Annotated in this window: 25 protein-coding genes; 19 read left to right on the plus strand and 6 right to left on the minus strand. The window is 26.5% G+C overall.

The annotated features are described in order from the left end of the window. Window positions 1–598: 598 nt before the first annotated feature. Entirely contained in the window at window positions 599–1,084 is a 486-nt protein-coding gene (locus HNP68_RS04270; RefSeq protein ID WP_183220841.1) for a P13 family porin, read from the plus strand. Window positions 1,085–1,405: 321 nt separating this feature from the next. Beyond that, window positions 1,406–1,924 (plus strand): BBA03 family outer surface lipoprotein, encoded by a 519-nt coding sequence (locus tag HNP68_RS04275; protein WP_183220843.1) that lies wholly within the window; start codon window positions 1,406–1,408, stop codon window positions 1,922–1,924. Between the two features lie 96 nt (window positions 1,925–2,020). Here the strand turns inward: HNP68_RS04275 and HNP68_RS04280 are convergent, their stop codons facing one another. From HNP68_RS04280 to HNP68_RS04290, 3 genes are all read right to left on the minus strand, one after another. Next, window positions 2,021–2,860 (minus strand): S2/P23 family protein, encoded by an 840-nt coding sequence (locus HNP68_RS04280; protein ID WP_183220845.1) that lies wholly within the window; start codon window positions 2,858–2,860, stop codon window positions 2,021–2,023. A 99-nt stretch (window positions 2,861–2,959) separates the two neighbouring features. Beyond that, window positions 2,960–4,219: a hypothetical protein gene (locus HNP68_RS04285; protein ID WP_183220846.1), complete on the minus strand. Its 1,260-nt coding sequence runs from the start codon at window positions 4,217–4,219 to the stop codon at window positions 2,960–2,962. 238 nt (window positions 4,220–4,457) lie between these two features. Next, complete coding sequence (locus HNP68_RS04290) at window positions 4,458–4,931, minus strand: BBA07 family lipoprotein (RefSeq protein ID WP_183220848.1); 474 nt, start codon at window positions 4,929–4,931, stop codon at window positions 4,458–4,460. Between the two features lie 169 nt (window positions 4,932–5,100). Here HNP68_RS04290 and HNP68_RS04295 point away from each other — a divergent pair, with 169 nt between their 5' ends. The 14 genes from HNP68_RS04295 to HNP68_RS04360 all read left to right on the plus strand — a co-directional run bounded on the left by HNP68_RS04295 (window position 5,101) and on the right by HNP68_RS04360 (window position 15,600). Next, a complete protein-coding gene (locus tag HNP68_RS04295) occupies window positions 5,101–5,436 on the plus strand; it encodes a contractile injection system sheath initiator (protein ID WP_183220850.1) in 336 nt (111 codons plus the stop codon). Continuing rightward, complete coding sequence (locus HNP68_RS04300) at window positions 5,433–6,305, plus strand: DUF276 domain-containing protein (RefSeq protein WP_183220852.1); 873 nt, start codon at window positions 5,433–5,435, stop codon at window positions 6,303–6,305. Before HNP68_RS04295 ends, HNP68_RS04300 begins: the two co-directional genes overlap by 4 nt. 2 nt (window positions 6,306–6,307) lie before the next feature. Further along, a complete protein-coding gene (locus HNP68_RS04305) occupies window positions 6,308–6,919 on the plus strand; it encodes a DUF735 family protein (RefSeq protein WP_183220854.1) in 612 nt (203 codons plus the stop codon). Window positions 6,920–6,983: 64 nt separating this feature from the next. Continuing rightward, window positions 6,984–8,018 carry a DUF685 domain-containing protein gene (locus HNP68_RS04310; protein ID WP_183220856.1) on the plus strand — a complete coding sequence of 345 codons (1,035 nt, stop codon included), beginning with the start codon at window positions 6,984–6,986 and terminating at the stop codon, window positions 8,016–8,018. A gap of 22 nt (window positions 8,019–8,040) precedes the next feature. Further along, window positions 8,041–8,220, plus strand: a complete 180-nt coding sequence (locus HNP68_RS04315; RefSeq protein WP_183220858.1) for a BlyA family holin — start codon at window positions 8,041–8,043, stop codon at window positions 8,218–8,220. Then, on the plus strand, window positions 8,217–8,642 hold the full coding sequence (locus tag HNP68_RS04320; RefSeq protein ID WP_183220861.1) for a BlyB family putative holin accessory protein: 426 nt from the start codon (window positions 8,217–8,219) through the stop codon (window positions 8,640–8,642). The genes HNP68_RS04315 and HNP68_RS04320 overlap by 4 nt, the downstream gene beginning before the upstream one ends. After that, complete coding sequence (locus HNP68_RS04325; RefSeq protein WP_183220863.1) at window positions 8,632–8,997, plus strand: BBA14 family lipoprotein; 366 nt, start codon at window positions 8,632–8,634, stop codon at window positions 8,995–8,997. The genes HNP68_RS04320 and HNP68_RS04325 overlap by 11 nt, the downstream gene beginning before the upstream one ends. A gap of 202 nt (window positions 8,998–9,199) precedes the next feature. Beyond that, entirely contained in the window at window positions 9,200–10,021 is an 822-nt protein-coding gene (gene ospA, locus HNP68_RS04330; RefSeq protein ID WP_183220872.1) for an outer surface lipoprotein OspA, read from the plus strand. 9 nt (window positions 10,022–10,030) lie between these two features. Next, window positions 10,031–10,924 carry an outer surface lipoprotein OspB gene (ospB, locus tag HNP68_RS04335; protein ID WP_183220874.1) on the plus strand — a complete coding sequence of 298 codons (894 nt, stop codon included), beginning with the start codon at window positions 10,031–10,033 and terminating at the stop codon, window positions 10,922–10,924. A gap of 555 nt (window positions 10,925–11,479) precedes the next feature. After that, window positions 11,480–12,670 (plus strand): plasmid maintenance protein, encoded by a 1,191-nt coding sequence (locus tag HNP68_RS04340; RefSeq protein ID WP_183220876.1) that lies wholly within the window; start codon window positions 11,480–11,482, stop codon window positions 12,668–12,670. A 44-nt stretch (window positions 12,671–12,714) separates the two neighbouring features. Beyond that, complete coding sequence (locus HNP68_RS04345) at window positions 12,715–13,299, plus strand: DUF226 domain-containing protein (protein ID WP_183220878.1); 585 nt, start codon at window positions 12,715–12,717, stop codon at window positions 13,297–13,299. Beyond that, complete coding sequence (locus HNP68_RS04350; protein ID WP_183220880.1) at window positions 13,275–14,027, plus strand: ParA family protein; 753 nt, start codon at window positions 13,275–13,277, stop codon at window positions 14,025–14,027. The genes HNP68_RS04345 and HNP68_RS04350 overlap by 25 nt, the downstream gene beginning before the upstream one ends. 29 nt (window positions 14,028–14,056) lie before the next feature. After that, entirely contained in the window at window positions 14,057–14,602 is a 546-nt protein-coding gene (locus HNP68_RS04355) for a chromosome replication/partitioning protein (protein ID WP_183220882.1), read from the plus strand. Between the two features lie 566 nt (window positions 14,603–15,168). Beyond that, window positions 15,169–15,600 carry a DUF261 domain-containing protein gene (locus tag HNP68_RS04360; protein ID WP_183220884.1) on the plus strand — a complete coding sequence of 144 codons (432 nt, stop codon included), beginning with the start codon at window positions 15,169–15,171 and terminating at the stop codon, window positions 15,598–15,600. 97 nt (window positions 15,601–15,697) lie between these two features. On the opposite strand, the gene dbpA is transcribed toward HNP68_RS04360, so the two are convergent. From dbpA to HNP68_RS04375, 3 genes are all read right to left on the minus strand, one after another. Beyond that, window positions 15,698–16,264, minus strand: a complete 567-nt coding sequence (gene dbpA / locus HNP68_RS04365; protein WP_183220886.1) for a decorin-binding protein DbpA — start codon at window positions 16,262–16,264, stop codon at window positions 15,698–15,700. A gap of 111 nt (window positions 16,265–16,375) precedes the next feature. Then, on the minus strand, window positions 16,376–16,936 hold the full coding sequence (gene dbpB / locus HNP68_RS04370) for a decorin-binding protein DbpB (RefSeq protein ID WP_183220887.1): 561 nt from the start codon (window positions 16,934–16,936) through the stop codon (window positions 16,376–16,378). Window positions 16,937–17,345: 409 nt separating this feature from the next. Beyond that, window positions 17,346–17,603 (minus strand): hypothetical protein, encoded by a 258-nt coding sequence (locus HNP68_RS04375; RefSeq protein WP_301380136.1) that lies wholly within the window; start codon window positions 17,601–17,603, stop codon window positions 17,346–17,348. A gap of 184 nt (window positions 17,604–17,787) precedes the next feature. Here HNP68_RS04375 and HNP68_RS04380 point away from each other — a divergent pair, with 184 nt between their 5' ends. The 3 genes from HNP68_RS04380 (at window position 17,788) to HNP68_RS04390 (ending at window position 20,424) form a co-directional block, all read left to right on the plus strand. Further along, window positions 17,788–18,381 (plus strand): DUF603 domain-containing protein, encoded by a 594-nt coding sequence (locus tag HNP68_RS04380; protein WP_183220889.1) that lies wholly within the window; start codon window positions 17,788–17,790, stop codon window positions 18,379–18,381. A gap of 3 nt (window positions 18,382–18,384) precedes the next feature. Next, the gene (locus HNP68_RS04385) at window positions 18,385–19,737 is read left to right on the plus strand and encodes a PBSX family phage terminase large subunit (RefSeq protein ID WP_183220890.1); all 1,353 of its coding nucleotides are present in this window, start codon (window positions 18,385–18,387) and stop codon (window positions 19,735–19,737) included. A gap of 297 nt (window positions 19,738–20,034) precedes the next feature. After that, on the plus strand, window positions 20,035–20,424 hold the full coding sequence (locus tag HNP68_RS04390; protein WP_183220891.1) for a hypothetical protein: 390 nt from the start codon (window positions 20,035–20,037) through the stop codon (window positions 20,422–20,424). The last annotated feature ends 71 nt before the right edge of the window (window positions 20,425–20,495 follow it).

Here is a 20,495-nt window from a genome sequence, read left to right on the forward strand (position 1 = left end):
TGTCCTAAAAATCAATTGTTAATCATAAAAAATTTGAAATAATTTTAAATGAAATGATCTTTAATCCATTTTTAATCATAAAAATGAACACATAATACTAAAACTAAATTCAGTTGGACACAGCAATAACAAAAAACACAAATATTAAAAATAATAATTATCTAAACTTAACTAATAATAAATATAATAAAATTAAAGTTTTAAAGAAATTTATATTATAGCCCTATATTTATGAATTTGAAAATCGCGCGGCCTTCAACACTATTATTAATAACCACACAACAACATATCTAAAGCTTTAATTCTTTTCTTTAATTAAAAAATCTTTTAATCATCCAAACTTATTTAATAAATTTTCATAATAATTCACAAAGGCTTCCTACATTTTTACCCCTTATGCCTCATCGTTATACTTATTTCACCCACAAACTTCTAAAATCACCTATACTAACCAAAAAAATTTCTAGTAGATGCAATTTAAAAATTAATTCTTAAAAAAACAACTTTTTTTACTTACAACAAGCTTGTATTCATTTATTACAAATTGCGCTAATATTTTACTTATCAAAACTTACTATTAAGAAGGGGGTATAAAAATATGAAAAAAATTTTCATATTAATATTAATTTTTAGTTTGACGATTCAAATCTTTGCTAAAACCGATAAACAAGATAGAATTGAAAAAGGTATTGAAAGCTTCAATAAATATGATAAAGAAAAAAAAAATCCAATCGGGCCATTCCTTTTGAATTTATTCTTGCCTTTTGGGATAGGATCTTTTGCCCAAGGGGATTATATTGGTGGTGGATCAGTACTTGGATTTAATTTATTAGGAGCAATTCTTTGTGGAACTGGGATTATTCTTAACGCTCGAGAAACACAATTAACCGGATCCATACTGATAGGGGTAGGAGCAAGCATGATCTTAACATCATACGCAACATCACTTATTATTCCATTCACATTTGCAAATTGGTACAATGAAAATCTTAAAAAAAGATTAAGTGCTGAACTTGCGGGTTTTGAACCCAATTTCGATATTGTAACAAGAGGATTTCAACTATCTTTTAAAAAGAGTTATTAACAAAATAATAATACAATAATTTTTTAAATTTAATATTAAAAATTAATTTGCCTAAGAAGAAGGCATTAACACAAGTACTCTCTTCTTAGGCTTATCAATTAAATTTAGAATATTTTTTAAACTCTTAAAATACAAAAAATATTAAAATATTAAAAACTTGTATAATATTCAACCAAATTAAGAAATTGTTCTCAATACTCAATTGATACAATATTTTTAACAATCAATAATAACAATTATTAATTAAAATGTTCTAAACATTATCTTAAAATGATATAATATATCTTATTATTAATTAAAACTACTTTTAAGGAGACTATTTTGAAAAAAACGATTATTATATTTACCATATTAGTATTTATGTTTAATTGTACCAAAAAAACTAATACTGCCGAGTTTAATAGTGATCTGGATGAAGAATCTCAAAAATTACAATCTAAATCAAATCTAGTTGATGACAATAGAATTGAATTTAGTAAAACAACACCTTTAGAAAAATTAATAAGCAAATTAAATTTAAACTATGATGAAAAAGAAACACTAACATTTTTAACAGGATTATTAAAAGAAAAACTAGTAGACCCAAATATTGGTTTACATTTTAAAAATACTGGCATGGATGAAAGCAAAATAGAAGAATCTATACACAAGTTTTTATCAGATCTAAAAGAAGATGAAATTAAAGAAATGCTCTCAAAAATTAAAGAAAATAAAGATACAAAAGAAAAAGATCCTGAAAAGTTAGATACTTACAAAGCCGTACTTGCTAGCGGATTCGATGGAATTTTCAATCAAACAGATTCCAAAGCTATATTTAATAGCCTTAAAGACGCCATATAATCAACCAAGTTTAAAATTAACCATTTTATAAAAACTAGTATAAAAACTGGTGTTAAAAGCTAGTGGGTTTTAACCGCTAGCTTTTAAAACAACTTCTTAGTTAATCAAAGAATTAAAACAACTAGCATTTTTTATTTTAGGATATTTTTCAATTATTTTTTTCATAGTAACATTAAACAGCTTAGAATCAAGTGAAATTTTGTAAACTTTTTTATTTTGTGAAGATTGCTTAGACTTAATGGTAATCTCAGCAATCATATCCTTCCAAACTCCATTACTATATAGATCAGTAAAAGCTTCAACTACTTTTTTAGCATTCTTAGATCCAAAAGGATATGCGGTTACAAGTCCAGATTCAACTGACTTTTCAGACATTGGAATTCCTCCAAAAAGCCCTCCTTTATTTTCATTAAAATTTATATCACTTCCCTTACTTATAAATCTAAATCCAGAAACAGAATAAAAAGGATCACTCTCGCTAGTAGTCTCAAAGATTATTAATGGCATAGCATAAGAAACATAATTCCCATCAATAGGAGTAACAAGATAAGAATACTTAATCCCCTTAAGCTCCTCAATACAATTCCCAAACTCATTAAACAAATCTCTGGCTTTAATTTTTATCCAACGAACATACACCGACAAAAAAAATGCAGAAACTGCTTTTGTTCCTTCTAAAAACTCTATTTGGTTGTAATCAATAAATTTATTTTTATTTTCAAGCGCTTTTAAGGCCTCATAATTTTGAAAATCAGACACCAAACCAGAATCATCTGAGAATGATCCAAAATTCATTAAACCTAAAGTTTCTTTTTTTTGACTTAGCCTAGATGCATTTTCTCCAATAAGTCCACTACTCTCTTTCTCCATTTTTGAATTATTATCTAAATGGCAACCAAGAATTAAAACCACAACGAATACAATGACTATTTTCAAAACGCTCCCCCTTTAAAAATTTGCATATAATTTAAAAAATTTAAATTATATTATTAGAAGCAAATGTAGATCAATTAACAAAAAAATCAAAATAAAAATTTAACGCCTGATAATCTCTTTTTTCAAACTGTTTAAAATGCGATCTATATAATCATAAAGTTTTTTATTCTTACCAATATTGGTATAATAAAGCTTAAAAATTTCTAAAAGGGTATTTCTAACTTTAAGAATCAATATTTTTCTGTTTTTATTCTTAATAGAGCCCAATACTTGTTTGAAAGATTTATTTGATTTCTCCATTTCTTTTAAGAAACCTTTAACATCATAATTTAATGTTATTTCCTCTAGCTTTCTCAATATCAACCTAGAATATTCTTTTCCAAGTTTTTTAAACAAATCGTCAAGATTCTCAAAATCAAAATCTCCATGCAACAAAACCCCACAAAGTCGCAAAGTTTCTTCTTCTTCGTCTGTTAAACTGCGATTCCAATTAAAATGCCAATCAAGCTCTGCCTTTGTAGCAAGAGAAAAATTTTTAAATTCAAGAAGCTCTTTGCTAACACTACCAATTTGCTGATCGATTGTCTTTTCAAGAGCAACAAGAATGTCTGAATTTGAACCACCAGCATTAATCTTGGTTAAATAAAATTGTTGACACAAATTCATTTCTAAAAGAGAAGTTTCATCTTCTCTATCACTTCTGTCAGAATAATTTTCAATCAATCTCACTAAAATACTTATTTTAGAAGATAAATCTTCCCATCGCTTTTTTCCTATATCAATCAAAAATTGATTAATATCTTTTTCGCTGTACTTATACTTTTCTAACATTTCATCGTTGTTTAAAAGCCATCCGCCAAGAGTATACCTATGTTCATCATTTTGCAAAGATTTCTTGAAAAACTCAAAATTTTTGTCCTCTTCTAAGTTTAAATTAGGAATCCAAATCCCATCATTATTAGTATTTTTCAGCAAAGCTTTACTGTGCTTTGACTTAACCATATCGCGATTTGAAGGCATTTTTTGAACAGACTTAGAATTATTTAAACTATCCAAATCACTGCCTTTATGATCTGAGCCAAGTGACATTAAATTTTTAGAATTTTTTAAAGTTTGCAAATCCTTTTTAAAGTCCTTAAATTCTCCGGGGTTTGATGGGTCATTCTTTTTGCTTTTTAAATTACCTAAATTAGAATCTTTAAGCTTATTACTTTTAGACTCTAAAGATTTTTTTTGATTACTTATTAAATTTTGTTTACTGCTGGAAATGCTAATTTTTAAATCTTCTTCTAAAGATTTACTATTGCAACTAAAAAGCAATAAAAAACCAATACCAGCTGCAATTCCCATTTTATTCATAAATTAAATTTCCTCTATTTAATTATAGGTTTAAATAAAAGCATATCTCTCTTTTATACACTAAATGTATGCTCCGCCTTAATTCTTACTACAAAAGGAATTAGTCTTAAAATTGTTTTAATTATTATCTTTTAAATAAAGATAACAAAAGCCATATATTTAAAACAAAAAAAACAAATATAAATAGAAAGATTAACTCTTCTTTAGAAGAGTTAATCAAACAATCAATTAACACAAGTTAAAACGAAGCGGATGCATCATAGTTTTTCACAAAATTACAAGCTTCTTCAATGTCTTGAGTAGTTAAAAAAGATTGTCTCAAATTATTTATGTAAGCTTCTTCAACCTGCAACAATTGCCTCTTAGCATTAGCAGCATTTGCATCATTTGAACGTTCAAGAGCCATTTTGGCATTTCTTTTTGCTTTTAAGCACTTAACAACAGTAGCAAGCATTTCTTTTATTTTCTCCTTATTCAAATTAAAAATTTGATTAAACTTGTCTGGACTACTATCAAGAATCACCTGTTCAAGAAAAAACAAAGCTTCTTTTTGGTCATCATTTAAAGAGTCCACAAAAGACATTTTAGGTGCTCCATTTATTGAGCCATCAGAAGAATTCAACACCTTTGAAGATCTTTTCCTAAAATCAGAATAATTAAATTCTTTACAAGAAAAAAATAATAAAATAACAAATAATAAAATTTTTCTCATACCGTCTCCCACACTGTGATTAAATCAATATTTAAATTAAAAAAATAAGTGAATTTTTTTAAAAAAAATATAAATTATAATATATCTCAACATTTAAAATAATAAACATTTTGTAAAACTTTATAGAAATATCAAATAAAATATGTTAAAATGACCTTGGTAGTTAAAAATGGAAATTAAAATTGACGAAAAATTTAATATAGTATTTAACAACGATCTTAAATTAATAGAAAACATTGAAGAACAAAAACAACGTTTATTTTTTTATCTTAAGACGCCAAAAGGCAGCCTGAAAGAAAATCCAAATTATGGATTTGATTTCAACTTTTACTTTAAACTTTGTAAAGCCAATAAACTAGAATCTATTAAAAATTTTTTTTTAAACCTTTCAAAAGAACTTAAAATAGATCTTATTAATGTAAAGCCAAGCATTCAAAACAAAACAATAACAATAAAATTTTTCTTTTTGGGAAAAGACACTTTAAAAATGGATTTTAAAATATGAGTATAATTTTTGATAAAAACTTAGGAATATTAGAAAAAACAATAGAAGAAATTCAAAATGAAAAAAAACATATTTTGAGAACAAAATATGGAATAAACATTCAAGATAATTCTATTTACGACATAATAAACTTTCCAAGCTCAAGCATTGATAAACAAATCTCAGAAGTCTTAAAAGAACTTTTTTCCAAAATCACAGAAAATGGAAGCTATTTTAATGCGCTCAAAGAAGACTTAAGCACACCCAAAAGCTCAACATACGAAGCAATAAGAAAAGCTCTTTTAAATGTTGAAGGGGTTAAGCACGTAAGTATTTCAAGTGGTCCTGGAACAATTAACCTTTACTTAATATTAGAAGACGATTGCTTTACAGACAAAGAAAAAAAACAAATTAAAATTGAAACTAAGCAAAATATTTGGGAATCAATATACTACACAGCACCAAGCGGAACTGTTTTTAAAGGTAATATTGAGATCGAATTTTTAAACAAACATAATCAAAAAAAAATATACAAATTCAGCTTGGGTGAAAAAAAATATGTATATCTTAAAGCAATCTACAAAACAGAAGCAAAAGATGCAATCTACAAAGAAATAGATGCTCAAATTAGAGACATTTACAATAAAATATTAAACGAAAAATACACTGAAATGGGCACATCTCTTAGATATCAAGACTTTATTGCACCAGTTAGCATTATCAGGGGAATAAAAGAGCTAAAAATTGGAACTTGCATTAAAAGCGATGTCACAAAAAAAATTACAGACCTTAGTGATAGCGATTTTACATTTAATAAAGACGAAAACACTAAAGAGAATGAAATTATTATTTTTGATACAAACAAAAGACTACTTATTAACAGAGAATAAAAATGAACAAAGAGATACCAAAATTTTTAGAAAATACCCAAATTGAAAAGTTCATTTACAATGAGCTTGATTATAAAAAGGAGATACTAAGAGAACTAAAAGAGCTTCTTGAAAACTTCAGAACAATAAATGTTCAAGAAAGCATTAACTCCAAATTTATTGCATTGCTAATGCTTTCAATATTTAACGCATTTCACTTTAAAAAGGAGTTAGACAAAAATCTTGTTAACTCTTTGAGTGCCATTATTTTTGCAATCAAATCTATTGGCACTGATGAGAGCTTTATTGTCCTTTTTAGGGCATTTTTACATGCAAACGTAGAAGTCAGGTCAAACGAAGACACTCCAGGTGAGATAATAATAAAATTACTTGGAAACATTAAGTCCCCGATTGAATTTAATATTGCAGCAAAAAATCAAAATAAACTTAAAAAAATAACTGTAAAACACCTTGGATTTAAAAAAGCTCTGGCTTCTAACTATATGCCCAAAGATTACAAAAATTCGGTATACGAGTTTATTAAAATATTAATCCCTGTAGGAAGGATAGTAAAAATCATAGACAAAGAACAAATAGAAATAAAAAGTACAAGAATAAAAAATTTTGCAAAGTAGATTATTTTTTCTGATCTACTAAATTTAAATAATTTAAAACTAAAGAAATTAAAAAGGAGAATTTATGAATACTAACGAACCACAAGAGAGCGTACAAATCAAAGATTTAAATAGAAAAACGAAAGTTAATCAAAGTGATCTTATTCCTATTGACGACATAGTAGAAGATACTTGTGCAATCACATACAAACATCTCCTAGAACAAATACAAAATGATACCTTTTACAACAGCGAATTTCAGTGCTTTAAAAAAGCAATAAAAGACGTAATTAGCAATGAGCTTTTAGAAAACAAAGAATATATAAAAAAAATTTACATAAAAGTAATCTCTGAGCTTTTAAAGCTAAGCACATCACCTGAGGACATAGATTTTGATACTGTTTTTAGAAAAATTAAGTCTACATTTATTTCAAGCTTAAAGCACACAGACACAAAATTGTCTTCAAATAAAATTTCAATTTACAATTCAACTACAAAGGATCTTGAGCTTATTCAATTTGAAATTTTAATTGAAAGTTTAAAAGAAGTTCTTGCAGAAAAATCTGAAATAAATCAACTCAAAAGTGACCTAATCAACTATTTACAAATAAGTAATTTTAAAGATACATTTCTAAACTCTTTCAAATCAATACCTAAAAAAACTTTTGATGTAAAAAATGAACAAATTGTAAGCTGTTATCAAAACGGAATCCCACAAATTGTAAACACTCCCATTTGGTGGCAAGGAAAACCACACGGCTTTGGGGGACAACATACAATAATTGATGACACTTCGATATTAGAATTTCAATATAAAAATAAAGCCACAACCATTGTACTTAAAAACAAAAGCAGTATATCAATTATCATTGACGAATCGCACAAAGAAGAATACATTTATTTACAAATAAACGCAGAAATTAGGTATTCAAGCTCGACAGAAGATCACGATAAACAATTTTACCTTCAATTTTCAAGAAGCTCTGCCAAAATATTAATTGCCTCATTTTCTTCGCAAAACATGCTCACACTTAAAGTACCAATTTACAATGGTTGGTACTACGTTGGATCAGGCAGTATAAACATGGGCGAAACGATGCCAATACTATACAAAGCATAAAATAAATTAAAAGGAGATATTTATGGATACAATACTTATTTTTTTGTCAACAATTGACAATACAAAACTCATTATATTAGGAGGATTTATTGTGCTGGCAATCTTGCCGATGATTTTAGCAGTAAAGCCTCAGATTAGAGAAAATCTAAACCTTATTATAAAAAAGCTTTTAAAAAATACAAATAAAAAGGAAACAAAATGAGCAGTAAAATAAATATTAACTCTGGTATTGAGGCTTTAAACAACTTATATGATTTTCTAAAAAGTAGTGATTCTCCAACAGAAATCAAAGTAGAAAAGGGAATATATTTAGGACTCAATCTTTACAACCTAATAATGAGTATCTACAAAGATAAAATAGACACCCTTGAAAAGGAAGAATCAATAAAAATATTAAATGACATTGAAAATGTTAATAATAAAATCACTCAACTTATATCAAGCATTAATGATGAAAGAGATATAAGTATTATTGAGCGTTTAAGAGAAGAAAGAAATGAACTAATGACAATAAAAACTAAAGCGCTCCAAGAACAAATCCAAGAACAAATAAAAGGAACTCCAGAAGATTTGCAAAAAAGCCATAACAAAAAAGACTTAAAAGGAGATAAAATTGAAAATTAAAAATTTCCCTTTTTTATTTTTATTAAACACGCTTATAATCTTTTCGTGCTCTACAATAGCAAGCCTTCCAGAAGAACCCTTATTCCCAAAAGAGCAAACATTAAAAGCTTTAAGCTTATATGAAGCACATCTTTCAAGCTATATTATGTACTTACAAACATTCCTTGTGAAGACCAAACAAAAAGTAAATGACAAAAATTATCCTGAGTTTAAACTTTTTGACAGCAGTAAATTAGAAAAAGATCAAAATTTAAAATCAATCAAAACAAACATTGCTAATTTAAAAAATCACATTGACAAAATAAAACCAATAGCAATCAAAATTTACAAAAAATACTCAAAAAGCATACCTTAAAGTCATTTAATTTTTCTTTTTTCCTAAAGTCCCAATTGTGGGACTTTTTATTTTAATAAAAAGTACACATTTAGCCTTTAACTAATAAGATTCTATTATCATTTTATTTTTTTTTAATTTTCTATTTGTTATTTATTAATCTTATACTATAATTATACTTGTATTAAGTTATATTAATATAATATAAAAAGGAGAATATATTATGAAAAAATATTTATTGGGAATAGGTCTAATATTAGCATTAATAGCATGTAAGCAAAATGTTAGCAGCCTTGATGAAAAAAATAGCGCTTCAGTAGATTTACCTGGCGAAATGAAAGTTCTTGTAAGCAAAGAAAAAGATAAAGATGGTAAATACAGTCTAATGGCAACAGTAGACAAAGTTGAGCTTAAAGGAACTTCTGATAAAAACAATGGATCTGGAATGCTTGAAGGCGTGAAAGATGACAAAAGTAAAGTAAAATTAACAATTTCTGATGATCTAAACAAAACCACATTTGAAACTTTCAAAGAAGATGGTAAAACATTAGTGTCAAGAAAAGTAAATTCCAAAGACAAGTCTTCAACAGTAGAAAAATTCAATGAAAAAGGTGAATTGTCCGAAAAAACAATAACAAGAGAAAACGGAACCAGACTTGAATACACAGAAATAAAAAGCGATGGAACTGGAAAAGCTAAAGAAGTTTTAAAAGACTTTACTCTTGAAGGAACTCTAGCTGCTGATAAAACAACATTGGAAGTTAAAGAAGGAACAGTTACTCTAAGTAAGCACATTCCAAACTCTGGCGAAGTAACAGTTGAAATTAATGACACTTCAACTACTCAAGCTACTAAGAAAACTGGAAAATGGGATGCAAAAACTTCAACTTTAACAATTGCTGTTAACAACAAAAATACAAAAAGCCTTGTATTTACAAAAGAAGACACAATAACAGTACAAAACTATGACTCTGCAGGCACCAATTTAGAAGGTACAGCAGTTGAAATTAAAACACTTGATGAACTTAAAAACGCTTTAAAATAAGGAGAATTTATGAGACAATACTTAATAGGATTTGCATTAGTATTAGCTTTACTAGCATGTGCACAAAAAGGTGCTGAGCCAAAAACTCAAAATAATGATCAAGAAATTGTAGACTCTGGCAAAGACTCATCATCAAAAGACTCTAAGCAAGTTCTTCCTACATCAACAGAAGACACAGTGTCTCTATTTAATGGTTACACCATTTTCGTAAGCAAAGAAAAAAATGCAGCTGGTAAATATGATTTAAGAGCAGAGGTTGACGGGGTTGAGCTTAAAGGAACTTCTGATAAAAAGAATGGATCTGGAAAACTTGAAGGTTTAAAAGCTGACAAGACTAAAATGACAATATCAATTTCTGACGATCTAAATTCAGTAACTGTAGAAACATTTGATTCAAGCAACAAAAAAGTTTCAAGCAAAGTTGTTAAAAAACAGGGGTCATTAACAGAAGAAAATTTCAAAGCTAATAAATTAGACTCACAAAAATTAACAAGATCAAACGGAACTATACTTGAATACTCACAAATGACAGATGCTGAAAATGCTACAAAAGCAGTAGAAACTCTCAAAAACGGTATTAAATTAGAAGGAAATCTTGTAGGCGGAAAAACAACAGTGAAAATCACAGAAGGTACTGTTACATTAAGAAGAGAAATTGATAAAACAGGGAAAATTCAACTCTTTTTAGATGATACTGATTCTGGTTCTACTAAAAAAACAGCAAAATGGGAAGACAGTACTAGTACCTTAACAATTACTGCTGACAGCAAAAAAACTAAAGATTTGGTATTCTTAACCGATGGTACAATTACAGTTCAAAACTATGACTCAGCAGGCTCTAAGCTTGAAGGCAAACCAAGTGAACTTAAGAGTCTTGATGAACTTAAAGGTGCTTTAAAATAATATATAAATAAACATCCTACAAAGGCATTGGCCAATGTAGGAGATTGTTTATTATAACCTAAAAATTGAATTTATATATTTTTCAATTTGTTACTTCTAGAAAAAGTCTCTTAGGGGACTTTTTCTCTTTTAAAAATAAATAATAAAACACAAATCAAAATTTAAGCCTAAGCCTTCAAAATAAAAAAATTCTAATTAAATACTTGGGGATAAAATTAAGAAACCCAATTGGGCTAATTCCTTCACTCAAGCCTGATTCTTGAATGAAGGATAATATAAATAACACAATCTAAATTCTTAAAAAATTAAACCCATCGCTAATAAGCTCACTATTTTAAATAAAAATTAACACGTAAAAATAATTTACTCTTAATATAAGTCTATTCTTTATTGTATTTTATTACAAAAACTTACTTTTGTAAAGTATATTTAACAAATATATATAGTAAATATACTTTTTTTATATTTTTTATATAAAAATACTTTACTTTTTTATGAAACTGTACTATTAATTAATTTAGAATTAAAGAAATTACTTATATTAGGAGTATAAAATTGAAAACATCGAATCAAAAATCACCAAACACTACAAAGAAGGCAAAACAAACTACAAAAAACTTCCAGCACAACTTGATTGTATTAATCTCTACTCTCAACTTTATAAACTTAAATTTAAAAAAATATACACAAAAAAACATACTTTATTTTCTAAATAAAAACCTTGAAAGAAATAAACAAAAACTTATAAAACTAAAAACACTGCAAAACTATTTATATATACTAGAGAAAAAATTCAAAGTCACACTAAACTACTGTAAACATTTGGGAAAAAATTCCGGAAGTGAAACTTATTATAAACTTAAATATGAAAAAGAAAAATGCTACTTAATAATTAACACATACTTCAAGGAAAAAACAACTAATAAAATTAATGAATTTATGCAAAGAATAAAAAAATTCAATCAAATAAATAGTAGTGTTAAATGGGAGTGTATAAATAATAAAAATAATAATATAAAAGAATATAGAAATATATACATAAATTCTCAAAAAACAACAAATAAGGAAATATTAAAAAAATATCTAAGTAAATGTGACTTCAAAACAAAAATTCCATCTCTAATAATGGATTTAAAAACAACAAATAAGATCAAAATTTATCATCTGAGAAACTTGAAACACATTGAAAACGAACTTAAAGAAATAGATCCTAAAAAAATTGAAAAGCACCTTTCGAATGTGATAAAAGAAAACACAAACAATCCAGGATATTTATGCAAATTTTTCAAAAACAACGGATACAAAAAGTTAATAAGCAAAATAAAAAAAACAAATGAAAAATATAAGAACAAAACAGGAATTTTAAGAAAAATTCTTGCAGAAAAAGTAAAAGAGTTAGAAAATCAGCAATATAAAAAGGAAGACCTCGAGAAATTTTTTAGCAAAACATATGAGATCTATAAAACAAAACCGCATTTCATAATAGAATATAAAAAATATCCAGACTTAGATAAGCTGATAAAAAAAGCAAAAACAGAAATTTCCAAAGTCCAGGACAAAATGGAAAAATTAAAAAGTATAAAAAACAATATTTTTAGTATATTATTAGAACAGTTAAGGCATAAAGTAGATAATGATAAACTAATTTCTACTTTAGAGAAATTCATTGAGAATGAGCCTAATCTTAAATATAGTAAGGTATTTGACAATTCCTACTATAATAATCTGATTAAAATAGTGAGCTAAAAAAATGTATAGTTTAGCTTTACTATTAAGGAAAAAGGAAAAAAATGACGGCTTTACTTGAACGATTAAAGCAAAAACAAAAAGAATTAAAATTAAACACAGACAACAAATCAAAATTCAAAAAAGAAAAAAAGGCCAATGTCTTTTCTAAGATTGAGGAGATTAAAGGTAGAAAAATCTACCATACTAAAATCTTTAATGACTTTTATACATTTGGAATAAGCAAAAATGAGCCCACTAAGTTTTTCCTCTCTTTAAGAGGAATCTTTAATATAGAAGAAATAAGTATGTTTCATCTATTCTCTTTAAGAGAAGATGATGAATTTTTAGGAATTTACTATGGAATAAGAAAGCTTGATAAAGCGTTTATTGTAAAAAATTTCAATAAAAAAGAAACATATACTTTGCGAAAATGTGAATATATTGAATTTAAGTTCAAAAAAGGTTCGGTTTTTTGTTATTTAAACGGTCTTCATATTTTGCTCAAAAAAGATAGAGTCAACAGTCCCTATTACAATACACTTTTAAACATTATTTTAGAATTAGAAACAGAGCTTTATACTTTCTATAACAAAAAATTATCAAAGGGGGGAATTATTCCTGAATGGATAAAAAAGAGACAAAAGTAATAACCATTGCAAGCATAAAAGGCGGTGTTGGCAAAAGCACAACAAGTTTAATTTTTTCTACACTACTTTCAATTAAATGTAAAGTTCTTTTAATAGATATTGACACCCAAGCTTCAACAACAAGTTATTTTTTCAATAAAATTAAAGATAACAATGTGGATTTAATAAACAGAAATATATACGAAGTACTAATATCAAATTTACATATAGATAATGCATTAATAACAATTAACGAAAATTTAGATTTGATTCCAAGTTATTTAACATTGCATAAGTTTAATTCGGAATCTATTCCATATAAAGAATTTAAATTAAAAGAACAGTTAAAGCTACTTAGTAATCATTATGATTATATAATACTTGATACAAATCCCAGTTTGGATTTTACTTTAACGAATGCTCTTGTGTGCAGTAACTATATAATCATCCCAATAACAGCAGAAAAATGGGCTGTTGAAAGTTTAGATTTGTTTACTTTTTTTATGAACAAGCTATTATTAACTTTGCCAATGTATTTAATAAATACTAAATTTAAAAAAAATAACACTCATAAAGAACTCTTAAAGGTTTTAGAGAAAAATAGTAATTTCTTAGGGACAATATCTGAGAGAGAAGATTTGAACAAAAGAATAGCAAAAAACGACAAATTTGATTTGACGAAGGATTACATAATGGAGTACCAAAATACGCTTAACATGTTTTTAAATAAATCAGGTTACGTACACTAAGTGTACTCAATTGTAAAGGAGAAGTACAAGTGGAGATAAAGATAAATAAAAGGAATTTATCTGAGGGTGTTAACGAAGAAGAACAAGCACTTATTCATTATAATAAGCTTAAAGAAAAATTAAACATCAATTTTCAAAAAGAAATTTATTGCAAACTGGAAGCAATGAAGGTTCTAAAAGAAATTAAAGATAAAGAATATTATAAACTTGACAACTATTCTAGTTTTGATGATTTTGCAAAAGACTACAGACTTGCTCGGACCCAAACATATAAATATCTAAAAATAGCAACAGCAATAGAAGAAGGTTTAATTGAAGAGAAGTATGTGGTTAGAAATGGAATCAATGAAACCATTTGTTTGCTTAAAACAAAAGAAAGTCCAAGTTTGAAAAAATCTAACCAAAACCCAATAAAACCATTGAGATTTCAACTCAAAAAGGAAGAATCTTATTCTTTTTATAAAAAAAATGCTAAACTTACAAGCTTTCTTTTAGAAAAAATTTTTTTTGAGGAAAAAGATTTTTTATTAAAAATAATTGAAGAATTTAAAACTTCAAGAAATAAACGAAAATAAAATATTTATTTGCAAAACTTAAAAAGTTAGTGTATACTTTATAGGTACAGACTGACACGCAATGTGTCGCTCTTAATATAAGGACCTGTTACCTTAAAGGGTTTATTGGAAGTTCTTCTTAAAGAAATTTCAATAAACCCTTTAATTTTTGACTTAAAAATTTTATTTTTTAACAGCAATTTTAGAAAAATTTTAAAAAGTATTTACAAAACATAAATTTTTTTATACTATAATATTAGTAAAAAACTTATATTAGGGGTTAAGATGAAAAGGCTTAATAAGATTAAAAGGAAAGAGTACTACAAGTTTTTATTAATACTTTCGCCATTAAAAACAATTAGTTTGAGTGGCTCAGGTTTAGTAATGTTAAAGGTCGTTCTTAAACCAAATATTTTCTTATTAAGCTTTTAGATTCTAAAAATTTCTTATTGATTAGGCATGCTTAATTATTTAAAAAATATATTTAAAAATTGTTTTTTCAAAATATGTGAAAAGCAAATTGTGAGCGTAATTACAGTTTGCTTTAAGCCTTTTATTTCAATTTAATGTTTTAGGAGAATTAAAAAATGTTTATTGAAAAAATATTGCAAAGCAATAAAGAGCTTTTAAAAGACATTCAAAAGTTTGGGTGTTATTTTTTATCTCTACACTATTGGATATTTATTTTAACAGGCTTTGATTTCAAGGCAAAAGATATTAATTTGAATTACCTTAGGTTTTTAAAACTAGGCTACATTAGAAATGATTGTTATATTTTAAATCCATGTAAAATTCTTAGTTGTTATAAAATATTTTCTAAGGTTAGGTATGAAAGTTCACTTTATTTGCCTGTAGCTGGTAGAGAGTTTGAAATAACAGAGATTAAGTTAAAAGATCAGGATTTTGGTCATTTTATTGTAATGGACAACAATAAGGTACTTTACGATAGCCTTGATTTAAAGGCTAAAGGAAAAAATTTTGAAATAATATCAAAAAGAGTATTCGATTTTGTGTTTTAAAAGGGAAATGTTTACTAAATTATATTAAGCTTATTGGGCCAAGCAATATAAAATTTTTATTGCTTGGCTGTATGTTTTAAGCTATAGGTAATAAAAACTATGTTGATGTTGAAGAACTATTGGCTTTATTCTGTTTTTCCTCGTGGTTTTTAAGGGCGTTTTCGTTTTTTCTTTTAACTTCTTGCAATTTTTTTTTCAAATTTTTTGCAATCTCAATTACCCTTTCAGCTGTATTTGCAGGATTTTTTTCGGTGCCCATCAAGGTGTTTTTTTCCATGTTTTGGATTCCCACATCTTCTAGTGGTTTTGAGACTTTAAGCATTAAGTCAAACATTGCTAAGAATTGGCTGCTACCCCCACTCTCTTTAAGTTTATTAGCTTCTTCTTCTATTGCTGTAAAGAATGCTTCTGCTACTTTAACAGCTCGTAGTTTTGAGTTATATATGAATGTACTTTCTGCTACTTTACTGCCCGTTGCTTTTTCTTTGAAGTTTTCGTATTTTATACCTTGACTAGCACCCTCTTTTTTAATTTCATCTATTTCATCTGTAATGTCTTTAACCGATGATTCTAATCTAATTTTAGTTTCTCCTGTTAAACCGCACGCTATAAAAAGGCTAACAAGTAAAGCTAGTTTTATTAAAATTTTATTACATTTAGTCATATGATATCCTTTTTTTGAATTTAAACTTTAATAAAAGCATTAATAAATATTAAATTGTAAATATTAGGACGAACTAAAATCTCATTTTTAGCCCATTCTAATTACAATATTTTAAGATTTACTTCTTTTATTTGCTTTTATTACTTTTTTATCTCCGTTATTAATTTTTTGTTTTTCCTTAATATCTTCTAGTTTATTTTCTATTTTCATCTTGGCTTCAAGCAATCTTTCAAATGTGTTTATCGGATTACTCTCAGCTTCTTCTGAAGCGGAGTTTTTTACTCCTTTTATTCCAATAGCTTCTAATGATTCTGCAACTTCAAGCATTATATCAAACATAGCCAAAAATTGACTGCTATTTCCATTTTCTTTAAGTTTTAAAGCTTCTTCTTCTATTGTCTTAAAGAACTTTTTTGCCTCATTAATAGCTTGAACTTTTGCTTCTCTTATGACTGATCCCCCGCTTGATACTTTAGAACCAGTTTCGCTGTCTGTAAAAGCTTCAAAATTTACACCTTTTAAGCCCGCGTCTTTTTTTATTTGTAAAATTTTGTTTTTTACATCCCTAGAAGATGATTCAATAGCTATCTTTGTGTCTCCCGGTAATCCGAAATTACAGGCTATCAACATAGAAACAAACAAAGCTAAAATTGTTAAATTAAATTTTTTCAATCTTGTTACCTCCTTTGATAAAAATAATTAATATTAAAACCTAAATTTTAGATCATTTTATTTGAAATAAAATAAAACGCATTGGTTAATAAAATTAACATAGTTTTTTGGATTTGCATTAAAGCAAAAATGTTATTTTAAAGCGTATTGGTTTGAAGTTTATTTTTATTAGGAATCCTAAGTTTGTTTTATTCAAATATAGCAATACTATTGTTTGGAATTACAAGCTAACTTTTGTAAGCTAGTTTTTGATTTTAAGATCTAGTGACAGTTTGTCAAAATATTGATAATTAGTTATTTTGTAGATTAAATCAAAGATCTAAAAGAGTTTAGGTCTTAAAAATAAAAGAGAAGCCATGCTCCCGCAATTTATTGGCTTCTCTTTTGACTATTTTGAATACTATTTCATTTAAGGAGTGGGAGTAGCGGGAGCAGGAGAAGCAGGTTTGGTGGGCATAACAGCGTCTTTTAAGCCTTTAAAAAATCTTCCTGTTTTATGTGCTCCAGAAACTATTTTATTTTTTCCTTTAATGATTATGTCTAGTAAACTTTTATTAGATGTGTTGTCACCAGCAGCTTCTATTAAGCTTTTTAATGCTTCATTTTGTTCGGCAACAACTATTTTTTTGATTCTCGTTTTTTGTTTTTGAGTAAACCCTCTATCCACATTGCAGGATAATATTAGCGAGGGTAGCAAAATATAATTTATTTGAAGTATTTTCTTTCTCCTTTACCATTTATTTTTATTAATTTAATTCTAATTAAAAATATATATCGTTAAATTAATTATTTCCAATAAAAACTATTTAATTTTTCTTGAGTTTTTAAAAAAACTTAATTAAAATAAAATAATGATATTTAAAAATAGAAAAGAAGAATATATTTTTTTATTTAAAAAAGGTTTAAAAGATTTAGACATTGCTCAAATTTTAGGTGTTGGTGAATCTTTTGTAGCAAAAGCCCGAAACAAATATTTTAAATCCAATGATTCTGTTTGTAAAAAGAGCTCTTCTTCTAGTGATTTGGCAGTAGAGGGTATTTCTAGAGTACCGGCTAATGAGGATAATTTTGATAATTTAATGCTACTTGTTACAAGAAAGGCTTGTGAGCTAGAAAATGCTAAAAACGAGGCTGAAAGGGTATTTTATGAAATAGTTTGTTCTTTTATTGATTCTCATCGCAGGTATAAAAATCTTAGTTTGAGGTCTATAAAAAAAGATGCATCAATTTTAGATTTAAAAATTAGTAAGCTTCAAAGTGAGATTGACACTAATAAAAAAAGAGGTTTAAAGGGCAATGAAAGTCTTGAAGTGGAGCTTGATGCCAAGATCAAAAAGAGAGAAGATCTTGAAAAAGAGATTATTAATATTTGCATTAGGGAAGATTATGATGCTCTTGTTAAGCTTAAATCTGTTTTAAGTAGTAAGAATTTAAAATTGGAGTAAAATTTGAAATTTTCAAAATCCTTAATATTTTTCAATCTTCAGAGAAAGTTTAAAAATAAGTTTAATCTTAATATTTTGGATTATATTAAGCCAAAATCAACCAATATTTGTTTTAAAGATTTTGAAAACAAATGTTTAACTACTAAGCAAAAAGAAGTGCTTTTTGACATAGAAAGTCACGATTATTCAAAAGTAATATTTAGTGGTGGAATTGCAAGTGGCAAGACGTTTTTAGCCTCATATTTACTTATTAAAAAGCTTATTGAAAACAAATCTTTATATGAGAGAGATACTAATAATTTTATTATAGGTAATTCTATTAGCTTGTTAATGACAAATACTATAAAGCAAATAGAAAAAATTTGTGGGTTTTTAGGGGTTGATTATCAGAAAAAGAAAAGCGGTGAATCTTTTTGTAAAATAGCAGGACTTGAGCTTAATATCTACGGGGGTAGAAACAGGGATTCTTTTTCTAAGATTCGTGGTGGTAATAGTGCAATAATTTATGTAAATGAAGCAACAGTAATTCACAAAGAAACTTTGCTTGAAGTAATAAAAAGGCTTAGAAAAGGCAAATCAATTATTATTTTTGATACAAATCCAGAAAGCCCAGCACATTATTTTAAAACAGATTATATTGAAAATACAGATGTTTTTAAAACATATAATTTCACAACGTATGATAATCCTTTAAATTCAACAGATTTTATTCAAACTCAGGAAAAACTTTACAAGCATATTCCTGCTTATAAGGCTAGAGTGCTTTATGGAGAGTGGATTTTAAATGAATCTGCATTATTTAATGAAATGATTTTCAATCAGGATTATGAATTTAAAAACCCAATAATGTACATTGATCCTGCATTCTCAGTAGGTGGTGACAATACAGCTATTTGTGTTTTAGAACGCACTTTTGATAAGTTTTATGCATATATTTATCAGGACCAAAAACCAGTAAGTGATAGTTTAATGCTTGGTTCTATTCAAGTTTTAATAGAAAGCTTTAATGTAAATACTGTTTATATTGAGGAGAGAGATAGTACGAAAGGAGATGGAATTTTGACCAAAACCATTCTTTTTTTAAGAAATAAAAGTATTAATTATTTTAAAGTTGCTCCAATAAAACCCTTAAGCAGTAAATTCAAAAGAATATGTGCTCTTATTCCTTTGTTTGAAAGCCGAAAAATAGAATTTTTAAAAATAATCAGTAAAAATGTTATAGCTGATATTTACAGCTACAAAGGAGATGGCAAAACAAAAGATGATGCACTTGATTCTCTTGCAAATGCCTATCTTCTTTTAACGCTAAATTATAAAGAAAAATTATTTCATTTTGGTAAGTTTAAATATTTATGATTTGATCTAAATTTTTAGTAGCCAATTTAAGCTTGTGATTATAAATATTAGAAATTTTTTATGTTTTGTGTTGACTTTGGGTTAAGTTTACTTTGTCTTAAAAGTAGGACAAAATTAGATAAATTTAAAGCGATTAAAATTTATTTTTAAATAATACAATTTTTTATAAAAAAACAAAATCAATATTTAATCTTTTAAAAGTTTTGAAAAATTATTTTTAAATTTAATTGTTTGGAAAATGTTATTGATATAATTTATAATTGAATTTCTATAAATTTTTATTTTAAAGGAGCGGATATGAAAAGTAGATTTTTTTATATATGTTTATTCTCAGCTTTAATTTTTATTTTTAGTTGTGATTTGAAGTCTGGATCAAAACTTACAGACGAACAAAAATCAAAAATTTTAAAGACTATTAAGAGTAGACTTGACAATGACCCTAAAAAAATAGCTAGAGTTGATGAATATTTTAATCAATTTGACGATTCTAAAAGAGATGTTGTTTTAAACTTATTTTCAATTGCATTTGAATATATAGACTCTAAAGAGGCAGAAAAGGAAAGTGCTAATAAGGCTGCTTTAAAAAGTGATTTTGAATCTAAGCTAAAACAGCTTAATTACACAGTAGAGGATTTCGAAAAGTTAACAAACGAATTTGATAATTTTATTGACCCTAAAACTAAATAGAATGTATTTAATTTAAGAAAATTTAAAGAAGTTTATTTTAAAAATGTATTATTTAATAATTTCGATAATTT

It is taken from the genome of Borreliella yangtzensis (genome assembly GCF_014201775.1).
GTDB classification, from domain to species: domain Bacteria; phylum Spirochaetota; class Spirochaetia; order Borreliales; family Borreliaceae; genus Borreliella; species Borreliella yangtzensis.